Origin of the sequence: Burkholderia sp. BCC1972 (assembly GCF_905339605.1) — a bacterium.
In the GTDB taxonomy this organism is placed as follows: Bacteria; Pseudomonadota; Gammaproteobacteria; order Burkholderiales; family Burkholderiaceae; genus Burkholderia.
On the sequence record NZ_CAJPGH010000008.1, the window covers coordinates 198,795 to 224,627 of the forward strand.

Annotated in this window: 22 protein-coding genes; 12 read left to right on the plus strand and 10 right to left on the minus strand. The window is 68.9% G+C overall.

Annotated elements, in window-relative coordinates:
• Positions 1-150 precede the first annotated feature (150 nt).
• Positions 151-945, plus strand: a complete 795-nt coding sequence (locus U5798_RS14700; protein ID WP_322082457.1) for an SDR family NAD(P)-dependent oxidoreductase — start codon at positions 151-153, stop codon at positions 943-945.
• Positions 946-984: 39 nt separating this feature from the next.
• On the opposite strand, the gene U5798_RS14705 is transcribed toward U5798_RS14700, so the two are convergent.
• From U5798_RS14705 to U5798_RS14725, 5 genes are all read right to left on the minus strand, one after another.
• On the minus strand, positions 985-1,359 hold the full coding sequence (locus U5798_RS14705) for a hypothetical protein (RefSeq protein WP_124447812.1): 375 nt from the start codon (positions 1,357-1,359) through the stop codon (positions 985-987).
• A 222-nt stretch (positions 1,360-1,581) separates the two neighbouring features.
• On the minus strand, positions 1,582-2,652 hold the full coding sequence (locus U5798_RS14710) for an AI-2E family transporter (RefSeq protein WP_322082458.1): 1,071 nt from the start codon (positions 2,650-2,652) through the stop codon (positions 1,582-1,584).
• 138 nt (positions 2,653-2,790) lie between these two features.
• Positions 2,791-3,900 (minus strand): NADH:flavin oxidoreductase/NADH oxidase, encoded by a 1,110-nt coding sequence (locus tag U5798_RS14715; protein WP_322082459.1) that lies wholly within the window; start codon positions 3,898-3,900, stop codon positions 2,791-2,793.
• 145 nt (positions 3,901-4,045) lie between these two features.
• Positions 4,046-4,732, minus strand: coding sequence for a type 1 glutamine amidotransferase domain-containing protein (locus tag U5798_RS14720; protein WP_322082460.1), 687 nt, complete (start codon positions 4,730-4,732; stop codon positions 4,046-4,048).
• Positions 4,733-5,143: 411 nt separating this feature from the next.
• Positions 5,144-6,172, minus strand: a complete 1,029-nt coding sequence (locus U5798_RS14725; RefSeq protein ID WP_322082461.1) for a substrate-binding domain-containing protein — start codon at positions 6,170-6,172, stop codon at positions 5,144-5,146.
• A 187-nt stretch (positions 6,173-6,359) separates the two neighbouring features.
• On the opposite strand from U5798_RS14725, the gene U5798_RS14730 reads away from it, so the two are divergent.
• Together U5798_RS14730 and U5798_RS14735 are read left to right on the plus strand one after the other, a co-directional pair.
• Positions 6,360-7,922 carry a glycoside hydrolase family 68 protein gene (locus U5798_RS14730; protein WP_322082462.1) on the plus strand — a complete coding sequence of 521 codons (1,563 nt, stop codon included), beginning with the start codon at positions 6,360-6,362 and terminating at the stop codon, positions 7,920-7,922.
• A 177-nt stretch (positions 7,923-8,099) separates the two neighbouring features.
• Positions 8,100-9,722 (plus strand): glycoside hydrolase family 32 protein, encoded by a 1,623-nt coding sequence (locus U5798_RS14735; RefSeq protein WP_322082463.1) that lies wholly within the window; start codon positions 8,100-8,102, stop codon positions 9,720-9,722.
• A gap of 89 nt (positions 9,723-9,811) precedes the next feature.
• Here the strand turns inward: U5798_RS14735 and U5798_RS14740 are convergent, their stop codons facing one another.
• A complete protein-coding gene (locus U5798_RS14740; RefSeq protein WP_124447826.1) occupies positions 9,812-10,561 on the minus strand; it encodes an SDR family oxidoreductase in 750 nt (249 codons plus the stop codon).
• A 122-nt stretch (positions 10,562-10,683) separates the two neighbouring features.
• Complete coding sequence (locus U5798_RS14745) at positions 10,684-11,601, minus strand: LysR family transcriptional regulator (RefSeq protein WP_322082464.1); 918 nt, start codon at positions 11,599-11,601, stop codon at positions 10,684-10,686.
• Between the two features lie 163 nt (positions 11,602-11,764).
• Between U5798_RS14745 and U5798_RS14750 the strand changes: the two genes are divergently transcribed.
• The 8 genes from U5798_RS14750 (at position 11,765) to U5798_RS14785 (ending at position 19,720) form a co-directional block, all read left to right on the plus strand.
• Entirely contained in the window at positions 11,765-13,249 is a 1,485-nt protein-coding gene (locus U5798_RS14750) for a PLP-dependent aminotransferase family protein (protein ID WP_322082488.1), read from the plus strand.
• Between the two features lie 95 nt (positions 13,250-13,344).
• Complete coding sequence (locus tag U5798_RS14755; protein WP_124447830.1) at positions 13,345-13,782, plus strand: carboxymuconolactone decarboxylase family protein; 438 nt, start codon at positions 13,345-13,347, stop codon at positions 13,780-13,782.
• Positions 13,783-13,792: 10 nt separating this feature from the next.
• A complete protein-coding gene (locus U5798_RS14760) occupies positions 13,793-14,218 on the plus strand; it encodes a cupin domain-containing protein (protein WP_322082465.1) in 426 nt (141 codons plus the stop codon).
• Between the two features lie 245 nt (positions 14,219-14,463).
• Positions 14,464-15,162: a TetR/AcrR family transcriptional regulator gene (locus U5798_RS14765; protein ID WP_124448142.1), complete on the plus strand. Its 699-nt coding sequence runs from the start codon at positions 14,464-14,466 to the stop codon at positions 15,160-15,162.
• Entirely contained in the window at positions 15,159-16,124 is a 966-nt protein-coding gene (locus U5798_RS14770) for an HlyD family secretion protein (RefSeq protein WP_322082466.1), read from the plus strand. The genes U5798_RS14765 and U5798_RS14770 overlap by 4 nt, the downstream gene beginning before the upstream one ends.
• Positions 16,121-17,068, plus strand: a complete 948-nt coding sequence (locus U5798_RS14775) for an ABC transporter ATP-binding protein (RefSeq protein WP_322082467.1) — start codon at positions 16,121-16,123, stop codon at positions 17,066-17,068. Before U5798_RS14770 ends, U5798_RS14775 begins: the two co-directional genes overlap by 4 nt.
• Positions 17,065-18,219: an ABC transporter permease gene (locus U5798_RS14780; RefSeq protein WP_124447839.1), complete on the plus strand. Its 1,155-nt coding sequence runs from the start codon at positions 17,065-17,067 to the stop codon at positions 18,217-18,219. The genes U5798_RS14775 and U5798_RS14780 overlap by 4 nt, the downstream gene beginning before the upstream one ends.
• Positions 18,220-18,241: 22 nt before the next feature.
• A complete protein-coding gene (locus U5798_RS14785) occupies positions 18,242-19,720 on the plus strand; it encodes an efflux transporter outer membrane subunit (RefSeq protein ID WP_415859497.1) in 1,479 nt (492 codons plus the stop codon).
• 147 nt (positions 19,721-19,867) lie between these two features.
• Here U5798_RS14785 and U5798_RS14790 read toward each other — a convergent pair whose 3' ends face one another.
• Together U5798_RS14790 and U5798_RS14795 are read right to left on the minus strand one after the other, a co-directional pair.
• On the minus strand, positions 19,868-21,082 hold the full coding sequence (locus U5798_RS14790; protein ID WP_124447843.1) for a porin: 1,215 nt from the start codon (positions 21,080-21,082) through the stop codon (positions 19,868-19,870).
• Between the two features lie 477 nt (positions 21,083-21,559).
• Positions 21,560-22,624: a phytoene/squalene synthase family protein gene (locus tag U5798_RS14795; protein WP_124447845.1), complete on the minus strand. Its 1,065-nt coding sequence runs from the start codon at positions 22,622-22,624 to the stop codon at positions 21,560-21,562.
• Positions 22,625-22,998: 374 nt separating this feature from the next.
• On the opposite strand from U5798_RS14795, the gene U5798_RS14800 reads away from it, so the two are divergent.
• Entirely contained in the window at positions 22,999-24,144 is a 1,146-nt protein-coding gene (locus U5798_RS14800) for a glycerophosphodiester phosphodiesterase (protein ID WP_124447847.1), read from the plus strand.
• A 61-nt stretch (positions 24,145-24,205) separates the two neighbouring features.
• Here the strand turns inward: U5798_RS14800 and U5798_RS14805 are convergent, their stop codons facing one another.
• Positions 24,206-25,831, minus strand: coding sequence for a rhodanese-related sulfurtransferase (locus U5798_RS14805; protein WP_124447849.1), 1,626 nt, complete (start codon positions 25,829-25,831; stop codon positions 24,206-24,208).
• Positions 25,832-25,833: the final 2 nt, after the last annotated feature.

Genomic DNA, 25,833 nt, shown 5'->3' on the forward strand with positions numbered 1-25,833 from the left:
ACGGCGAACGCTCACCGTACAAGACTGTGCGCCGGCGCGCAACCGGGCCTGCCCGCGTCGACGCGGGATCGCGCCATTTCGCCTAAGCTTTGAATTCCGGCCGCCGCGGCACGCGCGGCGGATCCCGTTCACTCCTCTCCCGTCACGCTCATGCACATCGATCTGAAAGGCAAGACCGCGGTCGTCACCGCCTCCACCGCCGGCATCGGGCTCGCGATCGCCGAAGGACTCGCGCGCGCCGGTGCGCACGTCGTCGTCAACGGCCGCAGCGACACGTCGGTTCAGTCTGCGCTCGCGCAGTTGCGCACGGCCGTGCCCGGCGCGAGCTTCGACGGCGTCGCCGCCGACCTGTCCGATGCGGCCGGCGTCGCGCGCATCACGCAGCACACGCCGGATGCCGACATCCTCGTCAACAATGCGGGCATCTACGGCCTGAAGGCGTTCTTCGAGATCGACGACGCCGAGTGGGAACATTACTTCCAGATGAACGTGATGTCCGGCGTGCGGCTCGCGCGGCATTACCTGAAGGGGATGATCGAACGCAATGCCGGGCGCATCGTGTTCATTTCGTCGGAATCGGGCCTGAACATCCCGGTCGACATGATTCATTACGGCTTCACGAAAACCGCGCAGCTGTCGATCGCGCGCGGCCTCGCGAAGCTCGCGGCCGGCACCAGCGTGACGGTCAACTCGGTGCTGCCGGGGCCGACGATATCGGAAGGCGTGCGCGCGCTGCTGAAGGCGCAGGCCGAGGAAACGGGCCGCAGCATCGACGACATCGCGGTGGAGTTCGTGCGCAGCGCGCGCGCGAGTTCGATCATCCAGCGGCCGGCGACGACGGAGGAAGTGGCGAACCTGGTCGTATACGTGTGCTCGCCGCAGGCATCGGCCACGACCGGCGCGGCGTTGCGCGTCGACGGCGGCGTGGTCGACACGATAGCGTGACAGCCGCATGACGCGCGCTTGCCGCGCGTGGCGGCCGCACTATCGCGACGCGCTCTTGCCCGGCTGAAGCGTGCCCTTGCGGTCGGCGTCCATGCAGGAATCGAAGCCGTATTGCGTGACGACGCCGGCCCGGTCGAACACGACGAAATACTCGCGGTGATCGTTGCCGTGCTCGATGAAGTAGTTGTAGCAGACGCCGCTGCCGTTGCGGACCATCCACACGCTGCGCGGGTTGCCGCCGGCGCGGACGACGTCGGCGCGCGTCGCGCCATGCCGCGAGGCGGCGCGTGCGAGCGGCGTGCGCGAATACGAGAACGGCAGCCACGAGTCGAACCACGCGCAGCCGTGCAACATCAGGCAGCCCGCGGCCAGGGACAGCATCGCCGCGGGTCGGGACATCGGAATCAATCGCATGCTTGGGGAAATCTGCTGCGCCATGCCGGCGTGATCGAAAGCCCCATGCTACTAGACCTTTGGGTCCGGATCGAAAAGAAATGTAGAGATCTTTATACGAATCCCTGCGTGGCAGGCCCGCGCGCAAGCCAGATGGTGGCCGAGCGTTGCGGCCGGCGCATGCTTGCGCGCGCATCGAATCCGTTGCGCCGCTCCGTCAAATCGGCGCAACGGCGTGCATCGTCACGCAATCCATTCGGCCCACAGCATCGTCAGCACCGTCATCAGCGCGGGGCCGACGAACAGCCCGATCAGGCCGAACGTCTCGGCGCCGCCGAGGATGCCGAACAGCACGAGCAGGAACGGCAGCCGCGCCGAGCTGCCGATCAACACCGGCCGCACGAAATGCTCGGCGACGAACACGACGATGAATCCGAGCACGGCCACCACGACGGCCCACACGGTCGCGCCCTGCACGAACAGCCAGAGCGCCGCGCCGCAGAACACGAGCGGCGCGCAGAACGGCAGCATCGCGGCAATCGCCGTGACGAGGCCGAGCAGCGCCGCGTGCGGGACGCCGGCCAGCGCATACGCGATGCCGAGCAGCGCGCCCTCGCCGAGCCCGACGACGACGAGCCCCGTCACCGTGCCGTACACGGCCTTGACCATTCGGTCGATCAGTTCCGCGCCGTTGTGCCCGAACGCACGCCGCGCGCCTTGCAACAACGCGCCCGACAGCTTGTGGCCCGCGCGCAGGATCACGAACAGCGTGACGAGCATGAAGCCGAATTCGAGCAGCGCATGCGCGAGCCTGGTGCCGAACTGACGGCCGAACGCGAGGAATTTCTCGCTGTTCACGCCATGCATCGCGGTGGACGCATGCAGCGGATGGCCGAGATTGGCTTGCCACCATTCGGTGACCTGCGCCGAGCCGTAAGGCAGCCGGCCGACGACGTCCGGCAACGGAATACCGTTGTCCTGGACCGTCCGCAGCCACTCGCGCAGGTCGTGCGCCTGGCCGATCGCCTGGGTGGCCGCGACCGCGACCGGCAGCACGACGAGCAACGAGATCGCGGCCGTGATGACGGTGGCGATGAGCGTCGGCCGGTCACGGAACAGCCGGTGCGATTCGAAGCATTTGAGCAGCGGCCACATCGCGATGGCGGTCACGCAGGCCCATGCAATGGCGGGAATGAAGTCGCGGATCACCCACAGCGCGAGCACCAGCAGCGCCGCATACAGCACGATGCGGGCGATCTGCTGCGCGCGCGGCCGTGCGGCGGAATCGTGAGACGACGGGACATGTGCGCCCATGGCACCTCTGTCGAAATGAAAAAATGGCGGGTCGCGCAGGCAACCGGCCTGCACGAACCGCCATTCTATCCATCGGCGCCGGATCGGCGGCGCGCATCATGCGCGGGCCGCGCCGGCACGCCATGCCGCCACGGCCGCTCAGGCCACCTTGTCGGCGATCCGGTAACGCTCGAGCCAGTGCGCGTACGGCGCGGGCAGCGTCCACGACGGACGCTCGACGCCGAGCTGCTTGGCCGCATAGTACGGCCAGTGCGGATCGGCCAGGTGCGCGCGGCCGACCATCACGAGATCGAGCTGCCCTTCGGCCACCACGCGGTTCGCCAGTTGCGGCGTGTCGATCCCCCATGCGGACGACACCGGCAGTCCGGCCTCGCGGCGCACGCGCTCGGCGGTCGGTGCAAGGAACGCCGGGCCCCACGGAATCCGTGCGGTGGGCGTCGAGAAGCCGACCGACACGCTCAGCATGTCGAGACCTTCCCGCTTCATCCGCTGCGTGAGCGCGATCGACTCGGCGAGCGTCTCTTCGTCGCGGCCGTCGTATTCGATCACGCCGAGCCGCGCGGTCAGCGGCAGATGCTCGGGCCAGACCTTGCGGACGGCCGCGAGCGTATCGACGAGGAAGCGGCCGCGATTCTCGGCCGAGCCGCCGTATTCGTCGGTGCGCTGGTTCGCATGCACCGAGAAGAAGCTCTGGCCGAGATAGCCGTGCGCGAAATGCAGTTCGAGCCATTCGAAGCCGAGATCGCGCGCGCGCTTCGCCGACGCGACGAAGTCGGCCTGCACACGGGCGATGTCGTCGTGCGTCATTTCACGCGGCACCTTCGGCAGGTGCGCGCCGAACGGCACGGCCGACGGGGCGATGGTCTGCCAGCCGCGCGGATCGCCGTCGGCGATATGGTCGTCGCCTTCCCACGGGCGGTTCGCGCTCGCCTTGCGGCCGGCGTGCGCGATCTGGATGCCGGGCACCGCGCCGGCCGCCTTGATCGCCGCGACCGACGGCGCGAACGCTTCGGCCTGCGCGTCGTTCCACAGCCCGGCGCAGCCCGGCGTGATGCGCCCTTCCGGCGACACGGCCGTGGCCTCCGCGATCACGAGGCCCGCGCCGCCGCGCGCGATGCCGGCCAGATGCACGTGATGCCAGTCGTTGACGACGCCGTCCTCGGCGACGTACTGGCACATCGGCGGCACCGCGATGCGGTTGCGCAGCGTGACATCCTTGAGTTTGAACGGTTCGAACAAGGCAGACATCCACGACTCCTTTGCTTGGTTCTGCAAAACGACTGGGGATTCGCCGCGCGGTGCGCGCGGCGGAGCGATCGGGGCCGTCGGCGGGCCGGCCATGCCCGGCGACGGAGCGGGAACGGCGCCGGCCCCGCCGGCGCCATGCCATCAATTACCGGCGGCCGAGCTTCGCGAGCAGTGCCTCGGCAGCGGGCTCCGACGACGCGGGGTTCTGCCCCGTGATCAGCAGCCCGTCGGTGACGACATGCGGCGCCCAATCGGCGCTGCGCTCGAATTCCGCGCCGTTGGTCTTCAGCATGTCCTCGACGAGGAACGGCACGACTTCCGTCAGTTCGACGGCGGCTTCCTCGCTGTTGGTGAAGCCCGTCGCACGCTTGCCGCGCACGACCGATTCGCCGGTCTGCGGGTTCTTCACGTGGCGCAGCACGCCGGGTGCGTGGCAGACGGCCGCGACCGGCTTGCCGGCGGCGAGCGTGCGCTCGATCAGGCCGATCGAGTGCAGATCCTCGGCGAGATCCCACAGCGGGCCGTGGCCGCCCGGATAGAACACGGCGTCGTAGTCGTCCGCCGACACATCGGCCAGCTTGCGCGTCGACGCGAGTTCGGCCTTCGCCGCCGCATCGGCCTCGAAGCGGCGCGTCGCATCGGTCTGCGCGGCCGGATCGCTGCTTTTCGGGTCGAGCGGCGGCTGGCCGCCCTTCGGCGACGCGAGCGTCAACTCGACGCCCGCATCCTTGAACGTGTAGTACGGCGCGGCCAGTTCCTCGAGCCAGAAGCCGGTTTTCTTGCCGGTGTCGCCGAGCGTGTCGTGCGAGGTCAGGACAACCAGAATCTTCATGATCGGACACTCCTTCGAAAATGGACGGGGGGAACGGGGCCGCGCAACCGGGGCGCCCGGTCGGCGCGGCACGCCTGTCGGTTAGTCAGCGTTGGCGCGTCAACGTGCGATTCGTTGCACCGAATGCCGCGCGCATCTATTAGACCAGTCGTCTAGAAACCGGCCAAATAAAACGACGGCGCCTCGCTGCCCGAACAGCATCGCAGCGCGAAATGGCATTTTCGCGTCCTTGTTGTCCAGGCCCGAATACGTCGTCGCATTCACGAAACGGATGATAGCGCTGGATTAGACCGGTCGTCTAGTAAAACGGGCATTCGCCCCTGTCGACGTCATGGCCTTTTCGTCGCTACGACGCGGGGCACGATCCGGCAACGTCCGCGGCCGATCGCGCCCCTTCCGCTGGCGCGCCGGCTAGTCGCGCAGCGGGCCATCCGTGTCGCCGGCCTCGATGGCCGGCGCCTCGAGCCGATGCTCGCGCACGCCATCGCCCAGCAGCCGCAGCATCAGCTCCGCCAGCGCGCGGCCCGACGCATGCCCGGTCGGCTGTACGACAGCCGTGACGCGATACGGATGCGCGATGTCCGGCGGCACGCCGTCGTAGACGATCAGCGACATGTCGTCGCCGAGGCGGAGGCCGCTGTCCACGAGCGCGCGGAACGCCCCGCCGCCCGCGATGTTGTTGTCGACCAGCAGCGCGGTCGGCCGCGCATCGCGCGCGAGCAAGGCCCGCACTGCCTGCTGCCCGCCGTCGTGCGTAAACGGGCACTCGACGAGCAGCGCCGGATCGGGCTCGATGCCGGCTTCGCGCAACGCCGACAGGAAGCCGGCGCGCCGCTGGGCGGCGAAATTCAGCGCCAGCGGCGCGCTGATCATCGCGATGCGCCGATGCCCGAAGCCGAGCAGCCGGCGCACCGCGTCGCGCGCCCCGGTCTCGTTGTCGAAATCGAACCACGCATACGGTTCGGCGCACTGCGTGCGGCCGTACGCGACGTACGGAAACGCGCTCGATTGCAGGTACGCGATGCGCGGATCGTCGACGAGCGTGCGCGCGACGATCAGCCCGTCGGCGAGCTTGCCGTCGACGATCCGTCGATAGGTGTCCAGTTCCGCGTTCGGTCGCGCAGACGCGATGATGAAATCGAGATTGCGCTCGGCAAGCCGCTCGGTGATGCCCGCGACGACCTCGCCGAAGCGCGGATCGCCGAGATCGCCCGCGCCGAACGGATAGACGATCCCGATCATGTCCGCCCGACCGGTCGCCAGCCGGCGCGCGGTCGGATCGGCCACATAGCCCATTTCCCGCGCCGCCCGCGCCACGCGCTCGCGCGTGGCCTCGCTGACGTCGTCGTAACCGTTCAACGCGCGACTGACCGTCGTCCGCGACAGCCCGAGCGCGTCCGATAGCGCCTTCAGATTCACCTTCACCATCGTTCCTCGCATTCGCCGATCCCCTCGGCCGCCCGACGTCCGCGACGCGCCGACCGGGTAATTATTTCCATTGAGTAACGATTACCGTCAAATAAATATCTTTTGCGTTCCAAACCGGTTTGAAATAGCATCCAAACCGGTTTGGACATCGATGCCCACTCAGCCGTTCAATTTCACCTTTCCAGGAAACGACGACGAGATGACATACTTTCCCCTTTTCCGCCCAGCGACGACCCGGCGGTTGCTGCTCGCTGGCGGCGCACTTGCCGCCTTCGCGTCCGTCGCGCACGCGCAGTCCAGCGGCACGGGCGCGCCCATGCCCACCGCTCACTCCCAGCAAGCCTACGATCCCGAAGGCAACTTCACGATGCGCTGGACGCGCGCGGACATCCGCCAGATCGTCGCGCAGTCGCACACCGCCGGCGCCGACAAGAACTCGCTGCCGCAAGCGCTGACGATGCCGGACATCCCGCAGGATTTCCCGCTCATCAACTCGAACGTGTGGGTGTGGGACACCTGGCCGCTGGCCGACCTGCGCGCGAACCAGCTCAGCTACAAGGGCTGGGAGGTGATCTTCTCGCTCACCGCCGATCCGCACGCGGGCTACACGTTCGACGACCGTCACGTCCATGCGCGCATCGGCTTCTTCTACCGTCGCGCGGGCATCCCGGCGTCGCAGCGCCCCGCGAACGGCGGCTGGACCTGGGGCGGCCACCTGTTCCCGGACGGCGCGAGCGCCAGGGTATTCGGCACCGCGCCGATGACCAACAACGCCGAATGGTCCGGCTCGGCACGCCTCACGCAGGGCGACAACGTCAGCCTCTACTACACGGCGACGTCGTTCAACCGCTCGGCCCCCGGCGGCGCCGACATCACGCCGCCGCAGGCGATCATCACGCGCGCCGACGGCCACATCCACGCGGACGACAAGCACGTGTGGTTCAGCGGCTTCGACGATCACAAGGCGCTGCTGCAGCCGGACGGCAACTACTACCAGACCGGCCAGCAGAATACCTACTTCTCGTTCCGCGATCCGTTCGTGTTCACCGACCCCGCGCACCCGGGCAAGACCTACATGGTCTTCGAAGGCAACACGGGCGGCCCGCGCGGCGCACGCACCTGCACCGACGCCGACCTCGGCTACGCGGCGAACGATCCGTACAAGGAAGATCTCAACGCGGTGATGAATTCGGGCGCAGTGTATCAAAAGGCCAATGTCGGCCTCGCGATCGCCACGAACCCGCAACTGACCGAATGGAAGTTCCTGCCGCCGATCCTGTCGGCGAACTGCGTCGACGACCAGACCGAGCGCCCGCAGATCTACCTGAAGGACGGCAAGTACTACCTGTTCACGATCAGCCACCGCACGACGATGGCGGCCGGCGTCGACGGCCCGGACGGCGTGTACGGCTTCGTCGGCAACGGCATCCGCAGCGACTTCCTGCCGCTGAACGGCGGCAGCGGCCTCGTGCTCGGCAACCCGACCGACTTCTCCGCGCCGGCCGGCGCGCCGTATTCGCAGGATCCGAACCAGAATCCGCGCGAATTCCAGTCGTACTCGCACTACGTGATGCCGGGCGGGCTCGTCGAGTCGTTCATCGATGCGATCGGCCCGCGCCGCGGCGGCACGCTCGCGCCGACGGTGAAGGTGAACATCAACGGCACGTCGACGGCGGTCGACCGCACGTATGGACGCAGCGGGCTCGGCGGCTACGGCGACATTCCGGCGAACCTGCCTGCCACGGGAGCCGGCCACAACTGACGGCAAACAGCGTAACCAACCATAACGAAAGCCGGTAAAGGCACGGGGTTGAGGAGGCGCACATCGCGCGTGTCGTGTGTGTGCCTCCCTTTTTTCTTTGGACCATCGCGCATGCCGCCGTTGAAAACGGCATGCGCCCTCCTTTCCCGCTTCGCCCGACGAAGCACGGGGCCGCGCATGAATTCGACGTCTTTCCGCTTTTCCTTCCTGATCGCCCGGCTGCTGCTCGCCTGCCTGGCGTGCACGCAGGCCGCCGCCGCACCGTGCGGCGCACCGGCCGACCCAGGCACGCCGCAATGGCGGCCCGCGCTCCACTACACGCCGCAGCGCAACTGGATGAACGATCCCAACGGGCTCGTCTACGACAACGGCCGCTATCACCTGTTCTATCAATACAATCCGCTCGGCAACGACTGGGGCAACATGTCGTGGGGCCATGCGACGAGCACCGATCTCGTCCACTGGCAAGAGCAGCCGGTTGCCATGCGCGCGAACGCCAGCGAGGAAATCTTCTCCGGCTCGATCGTCGCCGACACGCTGAACACGTCCGGCCTCGGCGAACCGGGCCGCACGCCGCTGGTCGCGCTTTACACGAGCGTCTACAAGCCGGGCTCGGGTCACGCACCCGGCGTCCAGGCCCAGTCGCTCGCGTACAGCCTCGATCAGGGCACGACCTGGCAGCCGTATGCGCACAACCCGGTGCTCACGCTCGATCCGGAATCGAAGCAATTTCGCGACCCGAAAGTGTCGTGGTATGCGCCGGGCGGCTACTGGCTGATGACGACGGTCGTCGCCGACGCGCAGGTCGTGAAGCTCTATCGTTCCGACGACCAGATCCACTGGAATTTCCTGAGCGACTTCACGCGGCCGGGCGTGCCGCACGACGGCGCGCTGTGGGAGATGCCGGACCTCGTGCCGCTGCCGCTCGACGACGATCCGGCACGAATCAGGTGGGTCATGATCGTCAACGTCAACCCGTGGTCGATCGCGGGCGGTTCCGGGGCGATGTATTTCGTCGGCGACTTCGACGGCCGCACGTTCGTGCCCGACCATATTGCGCCCGCCGGCTCCGATCCCGCGCAATTCCGCTGGGTCGACCATGGCGCGGACTTCTACGCGGCCGGCACGTTCTCCGGCGCGCCCGGCGCACGGCCCGTCGCGATCGCGTGGATGAGCAACTGGGATTACGCGGCGAAAGCGCCGACCGCACCGTGGCGCGGCGCGACCACCCTGCCGCGCGAACTGTCGCTGAAGACGATCGACGGCGAACCGACACTCGTCGTCGCGCCTGCCGCCGCATTCGGCGCGTGGGCGGACAGCCGGCCCGCCGTGCACGAAGGCGACCTCACGATCGACTCCGCGACGCGCGTGCTGCCGGCCGCGACGCGCGGCGTGGCCCAGCGGATCACGGTGACGATCACGCCCCGGCAAGCGGCGCGCGCGGGCCTGATCGTCAGGGGTTCTGCCGACGGGTCGACCGGCACCCGGATCGTCTACGACACGGCGAAACGCACGCTGACGCTCGACCGTTCCCGCTCCGGCGACACGCATTTCGCCGGCACGTTCAGCCGCGAGCACATCGTGAACCTGCCGCTCGAGCGCGGGCAAGTGCGGCTCGAGATCGTCGTCGATCGCGGGTCGGTCGAGGTATTCGCGAACGGCGGCCGCGTGGCGCTGACCGACCTGGTCTTTCCGCCGCTCGATGCGGACCGCGTCGCCGTGTTTGCCGAGCAAGGCCGCGCGACGTTCTCCGGGCTCACGGTGACGCAACTCGAAGCCGGCGCCTGCGCGTCCCGATAGGCACGGTTCGCATGCGCCGTCGTGCAGGCGACGGCGACCGTCCGCCCGGCGTGGCTTCGCCCGGCGACGGTCTCCGTCGGAGGCACGGATCAGAGCAAGCCCATCCCGCCCGACGCGATGATTTCCGCGCCGACGATGAACGCCGATTCCGCCGCGCTCAGGTGCAGCACCGTCGACGCGATTTCTTCCGGCGTACCGAAGCGGCCGACCGGAACGAGGCCCTTGATCTTGTCGGCCGTCGCGTCGAGCGTCGCCGCATCGAGCCCGAGCTTGCCGTACAGCGGCGTCTGCACCGGGCCCGGGCTGACGACGTTCACGCGCACGCCGTGCGGCAGCAGTTCCGTCGACAGCGTCTTCGCGAACGAATTGACGGCCGCCTTGCTCGCGGCGTACACCGACGAACCGGGCATCCCGATGTGCGCGTTGATCGAGCCGTTGATCACGATCGACGCGCCGCGGTTCAGCAGCGGCACCAGCGACTGGATCTGGAAATACGCGCCCTTCACGTTGGTGTTGAACACGAGGTCCCACATGGCCTCGTCGCTGTCGGCGAACGGCGCGAGCTTCGCGACGCCCGCGTTGATGAATACCGCGTCGAGCCGGGCGCCGGCCGTCGCGATCGCGTCCGCCAGCGCGCGGGCCGACGCGACGCTGCCGGCTTCGTTGCGGATCGCCAGCGCGCCTTCGCCGAGCGTCTGGCGGGCGGCTTCCAGTGTCTCGGCGTCGCGCCCGGTGATGATGACTCGCGCGCCTTCGGCCGCGAATGCCCTGGCGGCCGCCAGGCCGATGCCGCTGTTGCCGCCCGTGACGAGGACCGTCTTTCCTTCGAAGCGTTGCATGATGTTCTCCTGTGAACCGGTGAGTTGACCGTGAACACAGGATGCGCGCGGCGCGCGGCGTTGCCGTACGACGGGCACGACGGACATGTTCGAAAACATCGAACATGTTGGGGCGGCCGCTTTCAGCCGGTCACGTCGATCCCGTCGAGCAGCCGCTGTGCGAGGCGCGGCTCGCGCAGTTGCTCCAGCCACCATTGCAGCGCGCGGCCGTCGCGGTCGCCGTGCCACGCAACGTAAAGCCGGTTCGGCTCGCGCGGATCGGCCGTCTGCTTCTCGACCAGTTCGCCGCGCGCGAGCAGCGAAGCGACGCGCCGGCGCGGCACCCAGCCGACGCCGAGCGCATCGTGCTGCGCGAGGATCTTCGCGCGCATCGACGGCACCGCGAGCACGGCCTGCCCGCCGAGCAGCCCGTAGGCGCGGCCGGCCGCGCGCCGCGACGAATCGGCGACGACGACCGCGCGATGCGCGCCGATCGCGTCGCGCGTCAGTACGCCGCTCGCGGCTGCCAGCGGATGGCGCGGCGACACCGCGAACACCCACTCCATCGCACCGAGTTCGAACCATTTGAAGGCGGGAATCGCAGGGGGCTCGTTGGTCGCGCCGACCACGAGGTCCGCGCGGCCGTCGCGCAGCGCTTCCCAGGTGCCGCCGAGCACTTCGTGCGTGAAGCGCAACGACACGCCGGAGTCGAGCGCGTCGAACGCTCGCACGACCGGCAGCAGCGTGTCGAACTCCAGCACCTCGTCGCTGACGATCCACAGCCGGTCCTCCCAGCCGCTCGCGACCTGCCGCACGCGCTGCGTGAGCCGCGCGACATCCAGCGCCAGCCGTGCCGCCTCGTCGGCGAGCAGTTGCCCGGCCGGGGTGAGTTGCAGCCGGTAGCCGCGCCGGTCGAACAGCAGCGCGTCGAATCGCGTTTCGAGCTGGCGCGCCGCGTGCGACACCGTCGACGGCGCCTTGCCCATCCGCGCGGCCGCGCGCGACAGGCTGCCGGTGGCACGGATCGCGTCGAGCAGCGCCAGTTCGTCTTCGGACAGCATGAGATCGCTCCGGTATGAGGTTGTCGTGGATCGTAAGGCAGCGGCGGGCTGCGGTCCAATCGCCCGACGCAGGCGGCGGCACCTTCCGCAAGCCGCCGATCCGGCCGACGACTTCCGGTATCCTGACCGGCATCGAATCATCATGATCGAGGTAACCACTGCGATGGACATCGCGATCCGCATCGAAGGCCGTCACGACCTGACGGGACAGATCTTCCGGCAGCTGCGCACCGCGATCGTCGACGGGCGCCTCGCAGGCGGCGCGCGGCTGCCATCGACGCGCGATCTCGCGAAACAGCTCGGCGTGTCGCGCAAGACGACGCTCGACGCGTTCGAGCGTCTCGTCGCCGAGGGCTACCTGAACACGCGCGCGGGCGACGGCACGTTCGTCGCCGACGGCCTCGCGCGCGTGCCGCACGCCGCGGCGATGTCGGCACCGTCGATCGTCGAGGACACGCCGCGCGTCAGCGCGGTCGACGCACGCGCGCTGTGGAACGACCTGCCCGACGCGCTCGCGATGCCCGCGCCGCAGGATTCGCCGGGCTTCGACTTCCGCGGCGGCGTGACCGACAAGGCACTGTTCCCGTTCGACGCGTGGCGGCGCTGCCTGCATCACGCATTGCGCCAGCAGGCGCGCGGCCCCGGCCAGTACCACGACCCAGCCGGCGACCCGCAGCTGCGCGGCGCGATCGCGCGCTACGTCGGGTTCAGCCGCGCGGTCGCGTGCAGCTGGGACGACGTGCTCGTCACGCAAGGCGCGCAACAGGCGCTCGACCTGCTCGCGCGTGTCGTCGTGCGGCCCGGCGACGTCGTCGCGGTCGAGGATCCCGGCTATCCGCCCGCCCGCGCCGCGTTCGCGTCGCTCGGCGCGACGGTGATCGGCGTGCCGGTCGATGCGCATGGCCTCGTCACCGAAGGGCTGCCCGACGAAGCGCGGCTCGTCTACGTGACGCCGTCGCACCAGTTCCCGCTCGGGATGCCGATGACGCTCGATCGCCGCGTCGCGCTGCTCGAGTGGGCGCAGCGCCGCCGCGCGGTAATCATCGAGGACGACTACGACGGCGAGTTCCGCTTCGAAGGCCGCCCGGTCGAATCGCTGAAGAGCCTCGACCGCACGGGCCTCGTCGCCTACGTCGGCACGTTCTCGAAGACGATCTTTCCCGAGCTGCGGATCGGTTACGCGATTCCGCCGCGCGCGCTGCGCGGCGCACTGGCCAAGGCGAAGCAGATCGTCGACTGGCACACCTGCACGCTGACGCAGGCGGCGCTCGCGCGCTTCATGGTCGAAGGCGATTTCGCGCGGCACCTGAAACGTGTACAGAAACACTACGACGCGCGCCGAAGGATGCTGGTCGCGCACCTGAGCGGCGAACTCGCGCCGTGGTTCGACGCGATCGTGCCGACGGCCGGCATCCACCTCGCCGCGCACCTGAAGCGGGGCCTCGACGAAGCGGCGCTGGTCCGCGCGGCGCGTGCGCAGGACATCGGCCTGTACGGGATCTCGGCGTTCCACGTCGGCGTGCCGGTCCGCGCGGGGCTGCTGTTCGGCTATGGCGGGATCGACGCGCCGCGCATCGACACGGCGCTCGCGAAGCTGGCCGGGCTGCTCCGCTCGGGTATCATCGGCGAATCGCCACTGGTTACCTGAATTTCCACAGAATTGGCTATTCAAGCAGGCCAGTCGACTGCTTAAAGTGGGTCCTGTCGCGCCAACCGGGCGCTACCAACCGAAAAGGACCTGCCATGCAACCGCGCCTGAACTTCTATGCCGCCAGCCCGAATGCGATCAAGGTGATGCGCAACGCCGAGGAATTCCTCGCGAAAAGCTCGATCGAGAAGCCGCTCGCCGAACTCGTCCGCCTGCGCGCGTCGCAGATCAACGGCTGTGCGTTCTGCGTCGACATGCACACGACCGACGCACGCAAGGGCGGCGAAACCGACCGTCGCCTGGCGACCGTCGTCACGTGGCGCGAAACGCCGTTCTTCACGGAGCGCGAACGCGCGGCACTCGAATGGACCGAGGCACTGACGCTGGTGGCCGACAACCACGTGCCGGACGCCGTCTGGGAAGCCGTGAAGCCGCACTTCACCGACGAGGAGCTGTTCGACCTGTCGATGCTGATCGCGACGATCAACTCGTGGAACCGCTTCGCGATCGCGTTCCGCAAGATGCCCGAGTAAGGAGGCGACGATGACCGGCTCCCCGCTCCGTCGCGCCGCCTCGTGCGTCGCGCTCCCGCTCGCACTCGGTGCCGCGCTGCCGGCCGCCGCCGATGCGCACGACGCCGGCAGCACCGTGCACGCGATCATGCGGCAGGCCGTGCCCGAAGCGCCCGGCAAGCTTGCCGTCGTCGCGACCGTCGACTATGCGCCCGGCCAGGCGTCCGAAGCGCACCGGCACCTCGGCTCGGTGTTTGCCGTCGTGTCGAAAGGCGAAGTGCTGTCGCAGGTGAACGGCGGCCCGCTGCGCCGCTACCGCGCCGGCGAAGGCTGGTACGAGGCGCCCGGTTCGCGCCATCAGGTGTCGCGCAACGCGAGCGCGACCGAACCGGCCCAGCTCGTCGTGTTCGGGCTGACGGGCGAACACGAACCGCTGAAGTCGCCGATCGATCAGTAAACCGCTTGCGGGGCGCGTACGCGGGATACCGCGTGCGCACCTCGCATCGCAACCGGCTCGCCTGCCGGTTCTTCACGAAATTCCCGTTAACTGCTCCCTACACGACACCGGCTGCGCACTGCCCGCCGCTTCGTCGCGCCCCGTCCCGCTCGTCCGCGCCCCGCTTCGACGCTCGCCCGATCGCGATCCGTGGCGGCGAAAACCCTTCCTTGAAATTAACTAACTCGTCAATTAGCGTCGATTGCATGAACGCGAAATCCACCGTCGCCAGGCCGCGCGGGCGCCGCCCGTCGGTGGACGACTTCGACCTGCGCGACCACATGCTCGACGTCGCGATCCGGTTGTTCGCCGAGCGCGGCATCGCCGCGACGACGGTCGCGCAGATCGCCGCCGCCGCCGGCGTCACGTCGGCGATGGTCCACTACTACTTCACGAACCGCGAACAGCTGCTCGACGCGATCGTCGAGGAGCGACTCGTGCAGGTGATCGCGTTCGTGTGGCGGCCGACCGAGCCGCGGATCGAGAATGATCCGTTCGCGCTCGTCGCCGAACTCGTCGACCGCTTCTTCGACGTCACGCACCGCATGCCGTGGCTGCCGTCGATCTGGCTGCGCGAGATCGTCCACGAAGGCGGGCTGCTGCGCGAGCGCATGGTCCGGCGCATTCCGCTCGAACACATCGGCCGCTTCGCCGAACGCATCCGCGCCGCACAGCAGGCCGGCACGCTGAATCCCGCGCTCGAACCGGCGTTCCTGTTCCACTCGATCATCGCGCTCGTGATGCTGCCGCTCGCCACCGCGAAACTGTGGCAAAGCGCGCGCGGCCTGCCGCCGATCGACCGCGACGCATTGCACCGGCACGTCCGTGCGCTGCTCGGCTCGGGCCTGCAGCCGCCCACCGCCGCGCCGCATGCGCGGGCTCCGTCGCCACGGAGGCCATCGTGAACGCGGCCCGCGCGCTGCCGTTCGCGCTGACCGCCGCCGCCATGCTGCTCGCCGGGTGCGGACGGTCGACAGGCAACGGCACGACCTACCAGGGCTACGTCGAAGGCGAGTTCGTGTACCTGTCGTCGTCGCAATCGGGCACGCTGGCGCAATTGCCGGTCGAACGCGGTCAAGCCATCGCCGCCGGCATGCCGGTATTCTCGCTCGAAGCCGTCAGCGAAACGGCCGCGCTCCTGCAGGCGCAGCATCAGCTCGCCGCCGCCCGCGCGCAGCTTGCCGACCTGCAGACCGGCAAGCGCCCGCCGGAAATCGCGGTCACGCAGGCGCAGCTCGCGCAGGCCAGCGCGCAGGCCGCACGGGCCGCCGCGCAACGCGCGCGCGATGAACGCCAGTACGCGGCCGGCGGCCTGTCGAAGCAGCAGCTCGACGATTCGCGCACGTCCGCGCAGACCACCGCCGCGCAGATGCGCGAACTGCAGAAGCAGGTCGACGTCGCGCGCCTGCCGGGCCGCGCACAACAAATCGCCGCCCAGGCCGCGCAGGTCGACGCCGCGCAGGCCGCGGTAGCCGAAGCGCAATGGAAGCTCGACCAGAAACGCGTCGCCGCGCCGGCGGCCGGGCGCGTGTACGACACGCTGTACCGCGTCGGCGAATGGGTGCAGGCCGGCAACCCGGTCGTGCAGATGCTGCCGCCGCAGAACCTGAAGGTGCGCTTCTTCGTGCCGGAGGCCGCCATTGCGTCGCTCGCGCCGGGGCGCGCGGTCGCGATCCATTGCGACGGCTGCGCGGCCGACGTGCCTGCACGCATCACCTACGTGTCGAGCGAGGCCGAATACACGCCGCCCGTGATCTACAGCAACGAGAGCCGGACCAAGCTCGTGTTCATGATCGAGGCGCGCCCGGCCGTGGCCGATGCGTCGAAGCTGCATCCGGGCCAGCCCGTCGCCGTGAGCGTGCGATGAACGTGCCGCCCGCCCCGTACGCGATCGACGTCGACCGGCTGAACAAGCGGTTCGGCGACAAGCACGTCGTGAAGGACGTATCGCTGCGCGTCGCGCGCGGCGAGATCTTCGGCTTTCTCGGGCCGAACGGCAGCGGCAAGACGACGTCGATCCGGATGATGTGCGGGCTGCTCACGCCCGATTCCGGCAGCGGCACCTGCCTCGGCTACGACATCGTGCGCGACAGCGCACAGATCAAGCGGCGCGTCGGCTACATGACGCAGCGCTTCTCGTACTGGGAAGACCTGTCGATCCGCGAGAACCTCGACTTCGTCGCGCGCGTGTACGGGATGCGCGACCGCCAGGCGGCCGTCGCACGCGCGCTCGACGGGCTCGGCCTCGCGAGCCGCGCGGACCAGCTCACGGGCGCGCTGTCGGGCGGCTGGAAGCAGCGCCTCGCGCTGGCCGCGTGCATGCTGCACGAGCCCGAGCTGCTGCTGCTCGACGAGCCGACGGCCGGCGTCGACCCGGCCGCACGGCGCGACTTCTGGGAGGAACTGCACCGGCTCGCCGCGCAGGGAATCTCGGTGCTCGTCAGCACGCACTACATGGACGAAGCCGAGCGCTGCCACAAGCTCGCGTACATCGCGTACGGCGAACTGCTCGCGCAGGGCACGTCGGCGGAGATCGTCGCGTCCCAGCGCCTGGCGACGCGCGCGATCACCGGCGAGCGCCTGACCGAACTGTCCGCGCGGCTGCGCACGATGCCGGGCGTCGAGCAGACCGTCGTCTTCGGCTCGGCGCTGCACGTGAGCGGCCGCGACCGCGCGCAGCTCGACGCGACGCTTCGGCAGGTTGCCCGCGACACGTCGCTGCAGGTGATGCCGATCGACACCGCGCTCGAGGACGTGTTCATCTACATGATGAGCCGCGCGTCCCGGCCGCCCGGCGGGGTGTCGCCATGAACGCGTGGGCGGGCCTGCGCGAATCGTTCTCGGTCGCGCGCTGGTGGAGCATCGTGCTGAAGGAGTTCCTGCAGCTGCGGCGCGATCGCGTGACGTTCGCGATGATCGTCGGCGTGCCGATCATCCAGCTCGCGCTGTTCGGCTTCGCGATCAACACCGATCCGAAGCACCTGCCGACCGCCGTGATCGTCGCCGACGCGAGCCCGTTCACGCGCAGCTTCATCGCCGCGATGCGCCACTCCGCATACTTCGACATCGTCGAGACGCTGCCCGACGAAGCGGCCGGCCGCCATGCGCTCGCACGCGGCGACGTGCAGTTCGTGCTGAGCGTGCCGGCCGATTTCTCGCGGCGGCTGCTGCGCGGCGAGCGTCCGGCGCTGCTCGTCGAGGCGGACGCGACCGATCCCGTGGCCACGGCGTCGGCGATCGGCGCGCTGCCGGGCCTCGTGCAGCCCGTCGCGGACAAGGACCTGACGGGCCCGCTCGCGCACCTGAACGGCCGCCCGGCCGCGTTCGACGTCGTGCTGCACCGGCTGTACAACCCCGAAGGCATCACGCAGTACAACGTCGTGCCGGGCCTGATGGGCGTGATCCTGACGATGACGATGGTGATGATGACGGGCCTCGCGATCACGCGCGAACGCGAGCGCGGCACGATGGAGAACCTGCTCGCGACGCCCGTGCGGCCGCTCGAGGTGATGACGGGCAAGATCGTGCCGTACGTGTTCATCGGGCTGATCCAGGTGTCGATCATCCTCGCGGCCGCCCGCTTCGTGTTCGCCGTGCCGTTCGTCGGCGGCGTGTTCGCGATCTACCTGTCCGCGCTGCTGTTCATCGCCGCGAACCTGACGGTCGGCATCACGCTGTCGTCGCTCGCGCAGAACCAGTTGCAGGCGATGCAGCTCGCGGTGTTCTACTTCCTGCCGAACATCCTGCTGTCGGGCTTCATGTTCCCGTTCGCCGGGATGCCGAAATGGGCGCAGTACATCGGCAACCTGCTGCCGCTCACCTACTTCAACCGCCTCGTGCGCGGCATCCTGCTGAAAGGCAACGGCTGGGCCGACCTGTGGCCGTCCGTGTGGCCGGTCGCGCTGTTCACCGTCGTCGTGATGGGCGTCGCGTTGCGCTTCTACCGGCGCACGCTCGATTAGGCGGCACGCGATGAATCCGGCCATGCATCGCGCGTCCCTCGCTGCCCGCGGCTTCACATTGGCCGCTGCCGCGCTGCTCGCCGCAGGTTGCGTGGTCGGGCCGGATTTCCGCACGCCTGATGCGCCGGCCACGCAGCAATACACGCGTGGCGAGCCGCCTGCGACCACGGCCGCCGCGACCGGCCCGGCCGGCGGCATGCAGACTTTCTCGGCGGCCACGCACACGCCGCAACGCTGGTGGACGCAGTTCGACTCGGAACCGTTGAACCGACTCGTCGACACCGCGTGGCAGAACAGCCCGACGCTCGCCGAAGCCCGCGCGCGGCTCGACGAAGCGCGGCAGAACCATGCGGCCGAGGCCGGCGCGACGATGCTGCCGCGCGTCGACGCAAACCTGTCCGCCACGCGCGAGCAAGTCGATACCGCCGCGTTCGGGCTGCCGGCCAACGTGCCGAGCCCCGGGCCGTTCACGCTGTACGACGCATCGGTGAGCGTGTCGTACGTGCTCGACGTATTCGGCGGCAACCGGCGCGCGCTCGAAGCGCTGCGTGCGCAGGTCGACTATCGGGCGTACACGCTCGACGCCGCGCGGCTGACGCTCGCGGGCAACGTCGTCGCCACCGCGATCCTGCGCGCGTCGCTCGCGCAACAGGTCGCGCTCACTCGGCAGCTCGTCGACGCGCAAGCACGGCAGTTGCGCATCGTCGACGCGCGCTACGCGGCGGGCGGCGTCGCGCAGGCCGACGTGCACGCGCAACGCGCGCTGCTCGCGCAAACGCAGGCGTCGTTGCCGCCGCTGCTGGCCCGCCTCGCGCAGGCCGGCCACCGGCTGGCGATCCTGCTGGGTGTGCCGCCGTCCGATGCCGCGCTGCCGGACCATTCGCTCGATGCGCTCGCACTACCGCGCACGCTGCCCGTCGCGCTGCCGTCGACGCTCGCGCGCGAACGGCCCGACATCCGCGCGGCGGAAGCCGTGCTGCACCAGGCGAGCGCGAACGTCGGCGTGGCCACCGAGAACCTGTATCCGCGATTTTCGATTTCTGCGGGGATCGGCTCGGAGCGCACGCGCATCGCGAATATCGTCAGCGGGCTCAATGTGTGGAATGTCGGTCTCGGTCTCACGCAGCCGCTCTTTCACGGCGGCGAGCTGCGCGCGAAGAAACGCGCGGCCGAAGCGGCGTACGACGCCGCGTTCGCGAGCTATCGGGAAACCGTGCTGCAGGCGCTGCAGCAGGTGGCCGACGCGCTGCGCGCGGTCGAGCACGATGCGGCCGCATTGCAAGCCAGAGAGACCGCCGCGCAGGAAGCGGCAGCACGCAACGCGATCGCCGGCGACCGCTACGCGGCGGGCGGCATCAGCACGTTCGACCTGCTCGACGCGCAACGGCAGGCGTTGCAGACGGCGCTCGACCGTACCCGCGCGCAGGCCGACCGGCTCGCCGATACGGCGGCGCTGTTCCAGGCACTGGCGGGGAGCTGGGCGGACGATACGACCCGGTGACCGGACGGCCGCTTCGGCGCGCGCCGGTACGGGCTCGACCGGCGCCGGAACGCGAAAGACGCACGAAGCGCGCGCCCATGAAAAAACCGGCCCGAAGGCCGGTTTTCATACCGCATGCCGTAAGCGGCGCTCACGCGCCGCGCGACATCAGAAGCGGTGGATCAGGCCGACGCCGACGCCGATCTGGTTCTGCTTCGAACCTGCGCCCACGCCGTCACCGATCGACGTCGTTGCAGCGATGACCGACGCGCCGTTGAGCGTGTTGCCGCTCGCGTGCTGGTACGCCTCAACTGCGTACAGGCCCGTGCGCTTCGACAGGCTGTAGTACTGCGACAGCGTGACCTGGTGGTACTTGGCCGAGCTCGAGATGCCGTTCGACTCGGTCGCACGCGTGTACGAGTAGCCTGCAGCGAAGTCCCACTGAGCCGATGCCTTCCAGTGCAGCACGGCGCCAGCCGTGTTGAAGATTGCCGTGTTGCGGAACGACGAGCCCACGCCCGGGATGTACTGGACGTTCGAGTACGACGCCGAAATATCCCACGACGGCGTGAACTGGTAACCGGCCGTCACGGCGACGCGCTGTTGCGACTGTGCCGACTTGTAGCCGTTGTTGATCGACGACACGGCCTGTTCCGCACCGTTGCCGCTCGCGTCCAGACCGTTCTGCGCGGTCGAGTTCGCGCCCCACACGCCGCCGCCCAGCGTCGAGTTGTTGATCTTCTGGTAGCCGACTGCGATGCCTGCCGGGCCGTTCAGGTACTGGATCGCCGCGCTCCACGTCGAGCCGCGGTTCGTCGCGCCTGCGACGCCGCCGAACGAGTACGAACCGCCGACCGTGAAGCCGTAGAACTTCGGCGACATGTAGACGAGCGAGTTGTTCGCGCGGTAGCTGGTGTCCAGCGAATCGATATCGCCCGGGTGTGCGCCGTAATAGCCGGTCAGCCAGGTCGTCGGGCTGTACGGCGACAGCAGCGTGTAGTACGCGGTGTACTGGCGGCCGGCCGTCAGCGTACCGTACGTGGCGTTGGTCATACCGACCCATGCCTGACGCGTGAAGATGCCGTTGGTCCACTGCGACGAGCCGTTAGCCGTGTTGACGCCGGCTTCCAACTGGAAAATCGCCTTCGTGCCGCCACCCAGATCTTCGCTGCCCTTCAGGCCGAAGCGGCTGCCAGCCCACACGCCGGTGGACATCTGCACCTTCGAGTGACCACCCGTGGTTGCGCCGACTGCCGACGAATTGTTCTGCCACGCGATACCGTTGTCGACGATACCGTACAGGGTCACGCTGCTCTGAGCGTGGGCGGCGGTAGCGGCTGCGAGACCGACTGCCGTCATGGCGAAAGCGACGCGCTTTTTCATTGATTCTCCGTCCTCAAAGAATGTTTCTTTTCTGGTGTGGTTTTATGACCGACACATGTGCGAGTACATGCCGACGCGATTCTGACGGATTACCAATTGTTTCCCAACATGTGCAGTCGGTCATCGTATGATCGACGCAACGCGCGGGTTCACCAAGCGGTTACATAACACCTGAAAACGCTTACGCGGCGGGCCTTTCCGGCATTTCCCGGTGAAAACCCTAGCTTTACATTTTTACGGGTGCAACGCGGCCGCCCAATGTCGTCAGACGCCTTCGGCAAAAATTCATCTTACAAATGCGCGATCGCAGCTGACACTGCGATTCACGCCGCCGCGCAGGATCGCTGACATTCATGACACCCATGTTTCGTGAAACGAAATCATGAAAACGTTTCAGTTGGTGTGGGGGAAATCGGACAGGGAGCGGCCCGGCGAACGCGGGCCGACAGGAATGCCGGCGCGGCGCGCCGGCGCTATTCAGCGCGATGCCGGGCCGGCGAGGCGCGCGGTCACCGCATCGGCGAGCGCGGCCATGCGCGCACGGATCGCCGCGTTCGAGCCCACCAGCGCGAGCGACGACGCCATGATCCGGTAGATGCGCTTTCTCGGCACCTTGGCCGGCTTCGCCGGATCGAGCCACGCATCGTGGCCGGCCAGCAGCTCGAGCGTTTCGAGGCCGATCATGATCGGCCACAGGCATGCGAGCCGCAGCCGCACGAAGCGGCGCGGGATCGCGAGCGTATACAGGCACGCGTCGCGATACTGGTCGAGCGTCACGCGCAACAGGTCGACCAGCACGACGCGCGTCCGCGCCGACGCACCGGGCTGCATCAGGTCGGCCACGCCCAGCCCATGCGCGCCCAGTACGTCGTCCGGCAGATAACAGCGCCCGATGCGCAGGTCCTTCGCGCAATCGCGCAGGATGTTGGTCATCTGCAGCGCCTTGCCGAAGCGGATGCCCTTCTCGCGCATGTCCGGCAGGTCCCAGCCGCGCGCGGCGCGCGTGTGCGCGCCCGTCATGTCGGTCCAGAACTCGCCGACGCAGCCGGCGACGAGGTACGTGTAGCGGTCGAGTTCGTCGCGCGTCGGCAGCGACGCGACCTGCCCCGACTGCTCGTCGGGGAACGTGCGCAAGTCGAATTCCATCCCCGACGTGAGCGTCGCGACGACCTTGCGGATCGACGCGCGGTCGGCGTCCGGCTGGGCGCGCAGCAGCGCGAGCATCGGTTCCATCGAGCCGAGCAGCACGTGCTCGTGCGAATCGGTCTGCATCCGCGTCACGTCCTCGAGCGAACGCGACAGCGCCACGCCGTCGCCGAGCCGCTCGACCTCGTTGCGCAGGTCGGTCAGCAACGCCGCGCGGCGACCGGGCGCGACGAGCGCGGTGTCGGCAATCGTGTCGGCCGCGCGCGCAAGCAGGTACGCGAGGCCGACCGGGTCGCGCATGCCGTCGGGCAGCACGCGCAGCGTCAGGTAGAAGGAGCGGGAAACGTTCTTCAGCAGGTCGCCGAGCAGGAAGGCGGAATCGGTTCGAGTCGTCATGGGTCGGGAAAAATCGGCCGGCGCGGGCCCCGGACGCACACGGGCGCCGGGCGCCCGCGCCGGCCCGCGAGTCGCCGCATCGTCGCGCGGGACGGGCGTCGGCCCCGGCACGGCGATGCAAAATTCCCGCAAGTTTAGTGCATCCGGCGCTCGGCCTGCCCGAGGCGGCCGGATTGCGGCACACGCCGGGCCGTCGTCATCGGTCCTGCCGCGCGGATTGCACCCCAAAAACAGGAACGGAAAGGTCGAAGTAATACATATGTAATTATTCGATGCGACGATCGCGCACCGTTCGATTCCGTGCGGCTCGGCGCGACAGCCGCGCCGACGGAGCGTCCGCCCTTTTCCGACTCCCGTTTCGAAGGTTCATCGACATGCTCTTCAAGCGCCCGACCTCCCTGCGCTACGTCCCGTTCGCCTGTGCCGCCGCGTTCCTGCTCGCCGCGTGCGGCGGCGACGACGACGTGACGTCAGATCCCACCCAGCCGATTTCCGCGAAAGTCCAGGTGGTCGGCCATCGCGGCGCGAGCGCGCTGCGCCCCGAACACACGCTGGCGTCGTACCGCAAGGCGATCGAGGACGGCGCGGACGTGATTGAGCCCGATCTCGTGTCGACGCGCGACGGCGTGCTCGTCGCACGCCACGAGAACGAGATCTCGGGCACGACGAACGTGTCCGTGCTGCCGCAGTTCGCCAGCCGCAAGGCGACCAAGACGATCGACGGCGCGCAGCTGACCGGCTGGTTCACCGAGGATTTCACGCTGGCCGAGCTGAAGACGCTGCGTGCGCGCGAGCGTATTCCGCAGGTCCGCCCGGCGAACACCGCGTACAACGACCAGTTCGAGATCCCGACGTTCGACGAGATCGTCGCGCTCGCGAAGCAGATGTCCGCACAGACCGGCCGCACGATCCACCTGTATCCGGAAACCAAGCACCCGACCTACTTCCAGTCGATCAACCTGCCGCTCGAGGACCGTCTCGTCGATGCGCTGCTGAAGGATACGTACACGTCGCGCACGGCGACCGTCTACATCCAGTCGTTCGAGGTCGCGAACCTGAAGGCGATCCGCAACCGGATCAAGTCGAGCCAGCCGAACTGGAAGCTCGTGCAACTGATGGACGAAGCCGGCCAGCGCCCGTACGACTTCGTGAAGGCGAACGACAAGCGCACCTACGGCGACCTGTCGACGCGCGACGGCATGCGCGAGATCGCGACCTACGCGAACGGCGTCGGCCCGTACAAGACGTCGATCATCGCGGTTGCCGCAGACGGCACGCTGCAGCAGCCGACGCCGTACGTGCGCTACGCGCACGAGGCCGGCCTCGTCGTGCATCCGTACACGTTCCGCCCGGAGAACAACTTCCTGCCCGCGTCGCTGAAGGACGGCGGCACGCCGGCCACGCGCAACACGGCCGGCTCGGTGCGTGAAATCCAGGCGTACCTGCGCGCGGGCATCGACGGCTTCTTCACCGACGATCCGGCCGTCGGCCGCACGGCCGTCGATACTTTCAAGCGCTGATACGCGCGTCGACCGGGCGCGGCGCACCACACGCGCGCCGCGCCCGGTTGCAACGCATCGGTCAGATCACGTTGAAGTGGTGCGTGCCGTCCCGCTTCAACTGGTCGACCAGCCCGTATTCCCAGTCGAGATACGCCTGCATCGCGGCCGCGGCGTTGTCGGTGCCTTCGTACGGGCGCCGGTAGCGGTCGACGCGCGGCGAGGCGAGATGCGTCTCGCCGCTTTCGAGCGGCAGCCCGGCGTCGATCCACGCGGCCGTGCCGCCGGTCAGCACCCGGATCTCGGCCGAGGCCGGCAGCAACGCACGCGCATCGTCCGCCGCGAAGCGCGCCAGCAGGCTCGATCCGCACGTGAACACATAGCGCTTCGCGGGCGGGATCGCCGCAAGCGCGTCGCGCAACTGCGCACGCACGGCGAACCACGCACCCGGAATATGGCGCTTCACGTAGTTCGCGCTGGCCGTCACGTCGACGATCGCCAGTTCGCCGGGTGCAGCCTCCTTCAGCCAGCCCGCGAGCGTCGCGGGCGACACGTCGGCCGCGGGCGGCGTCGCCGGCACGTCGCGCGGCGGCTGGCCGCGCTCGGTGAACGCCGCCGCGCCGGCCGGTTCCACGACGCGCACGTCCCAGCCCATCTGTGCGAGCCACGATGCGGTCATGTCCGCGCGCACGCCGTCGTCGTCGGCGAGCACGATCCGCGCGCCGCGCACGGCCGCGTGATGGTCGGTCTCCTGCACGAGCTGGCCGCCCGGCGTGCTCAGGAAGCCCGGTAGGTGGCCGGCTTCGTATTCCTCCGGCGTGCGCACGTCGAAGCGGTACAGCGTGCGGCCCGGCGCGTCGAGCGCGGCGACCTCGGCCAGCGCGATGCGCGGCACGCCGGCGCGCTCGGCCACTGCGCGTGCGGCCTGGCGCGCCTGCGCGCGCTGCGCCGCGTCGATTTCATCCGGAAAGCGTCGCGCGGCGCCGCGCTCGAGCGTCTGGCCCGCGAGCGTCCAGCCGATCGTGCCGTTGCGCAGTGCCGCGACCGGATTCGGCAGCCCCGCGTTGACGAGCGACTGCGTGCCGATGATGCTGCGGGTGCGGCCCGCGCAGTTGACGACCACCTGCGTCTTCGGATCCGGCGCGAGCGCACGCACGCGCAGCACGAGTTCCGCGCCCGGCACGCTCGTCGACGTCGGGATGTTCATCGTCTGGTATTCGTCGAACCGGCGCGCATCGACGATCACGACGTCGGCTTTCGCATCGATCAGCGCCTGCACCTCCTGCGCGGACAGCGACGGCGTATGGCGCTCGGCCTCGACCCATTCGCCGAACGACTTGCTCGGCACGTTCACGTCGATGAACAGCTCGCCGCCCGCCGCCAGCCAGCCCGCGAGGCCGCCGTCGAGCAAGCGCACGTCGCTGTAGCCGAGTTGCGCGAGCTTCGCGGCCGCGCGCGGCGCGAGATCCTCGCCGCCGGCTTCGCCGTACACGACGATCGGCGTGTCGCGGCGCGGAATGCGCGTCCATGCGTCGAGTTCGAGCTTCGACAGCGGAAAGTTGGCGGCCCACAGCGGATGGCCCTGCGCGTACGGATCTTCCTCGCGTACGTCGATCAGCGCGAGCTCGTCGCGGGCAAGCAGGCGTGCGCGCACGTCCTGGTACGACGCGACGGGAAAGCGGGAAATGGAATCGGCGGATTGCGTCACGA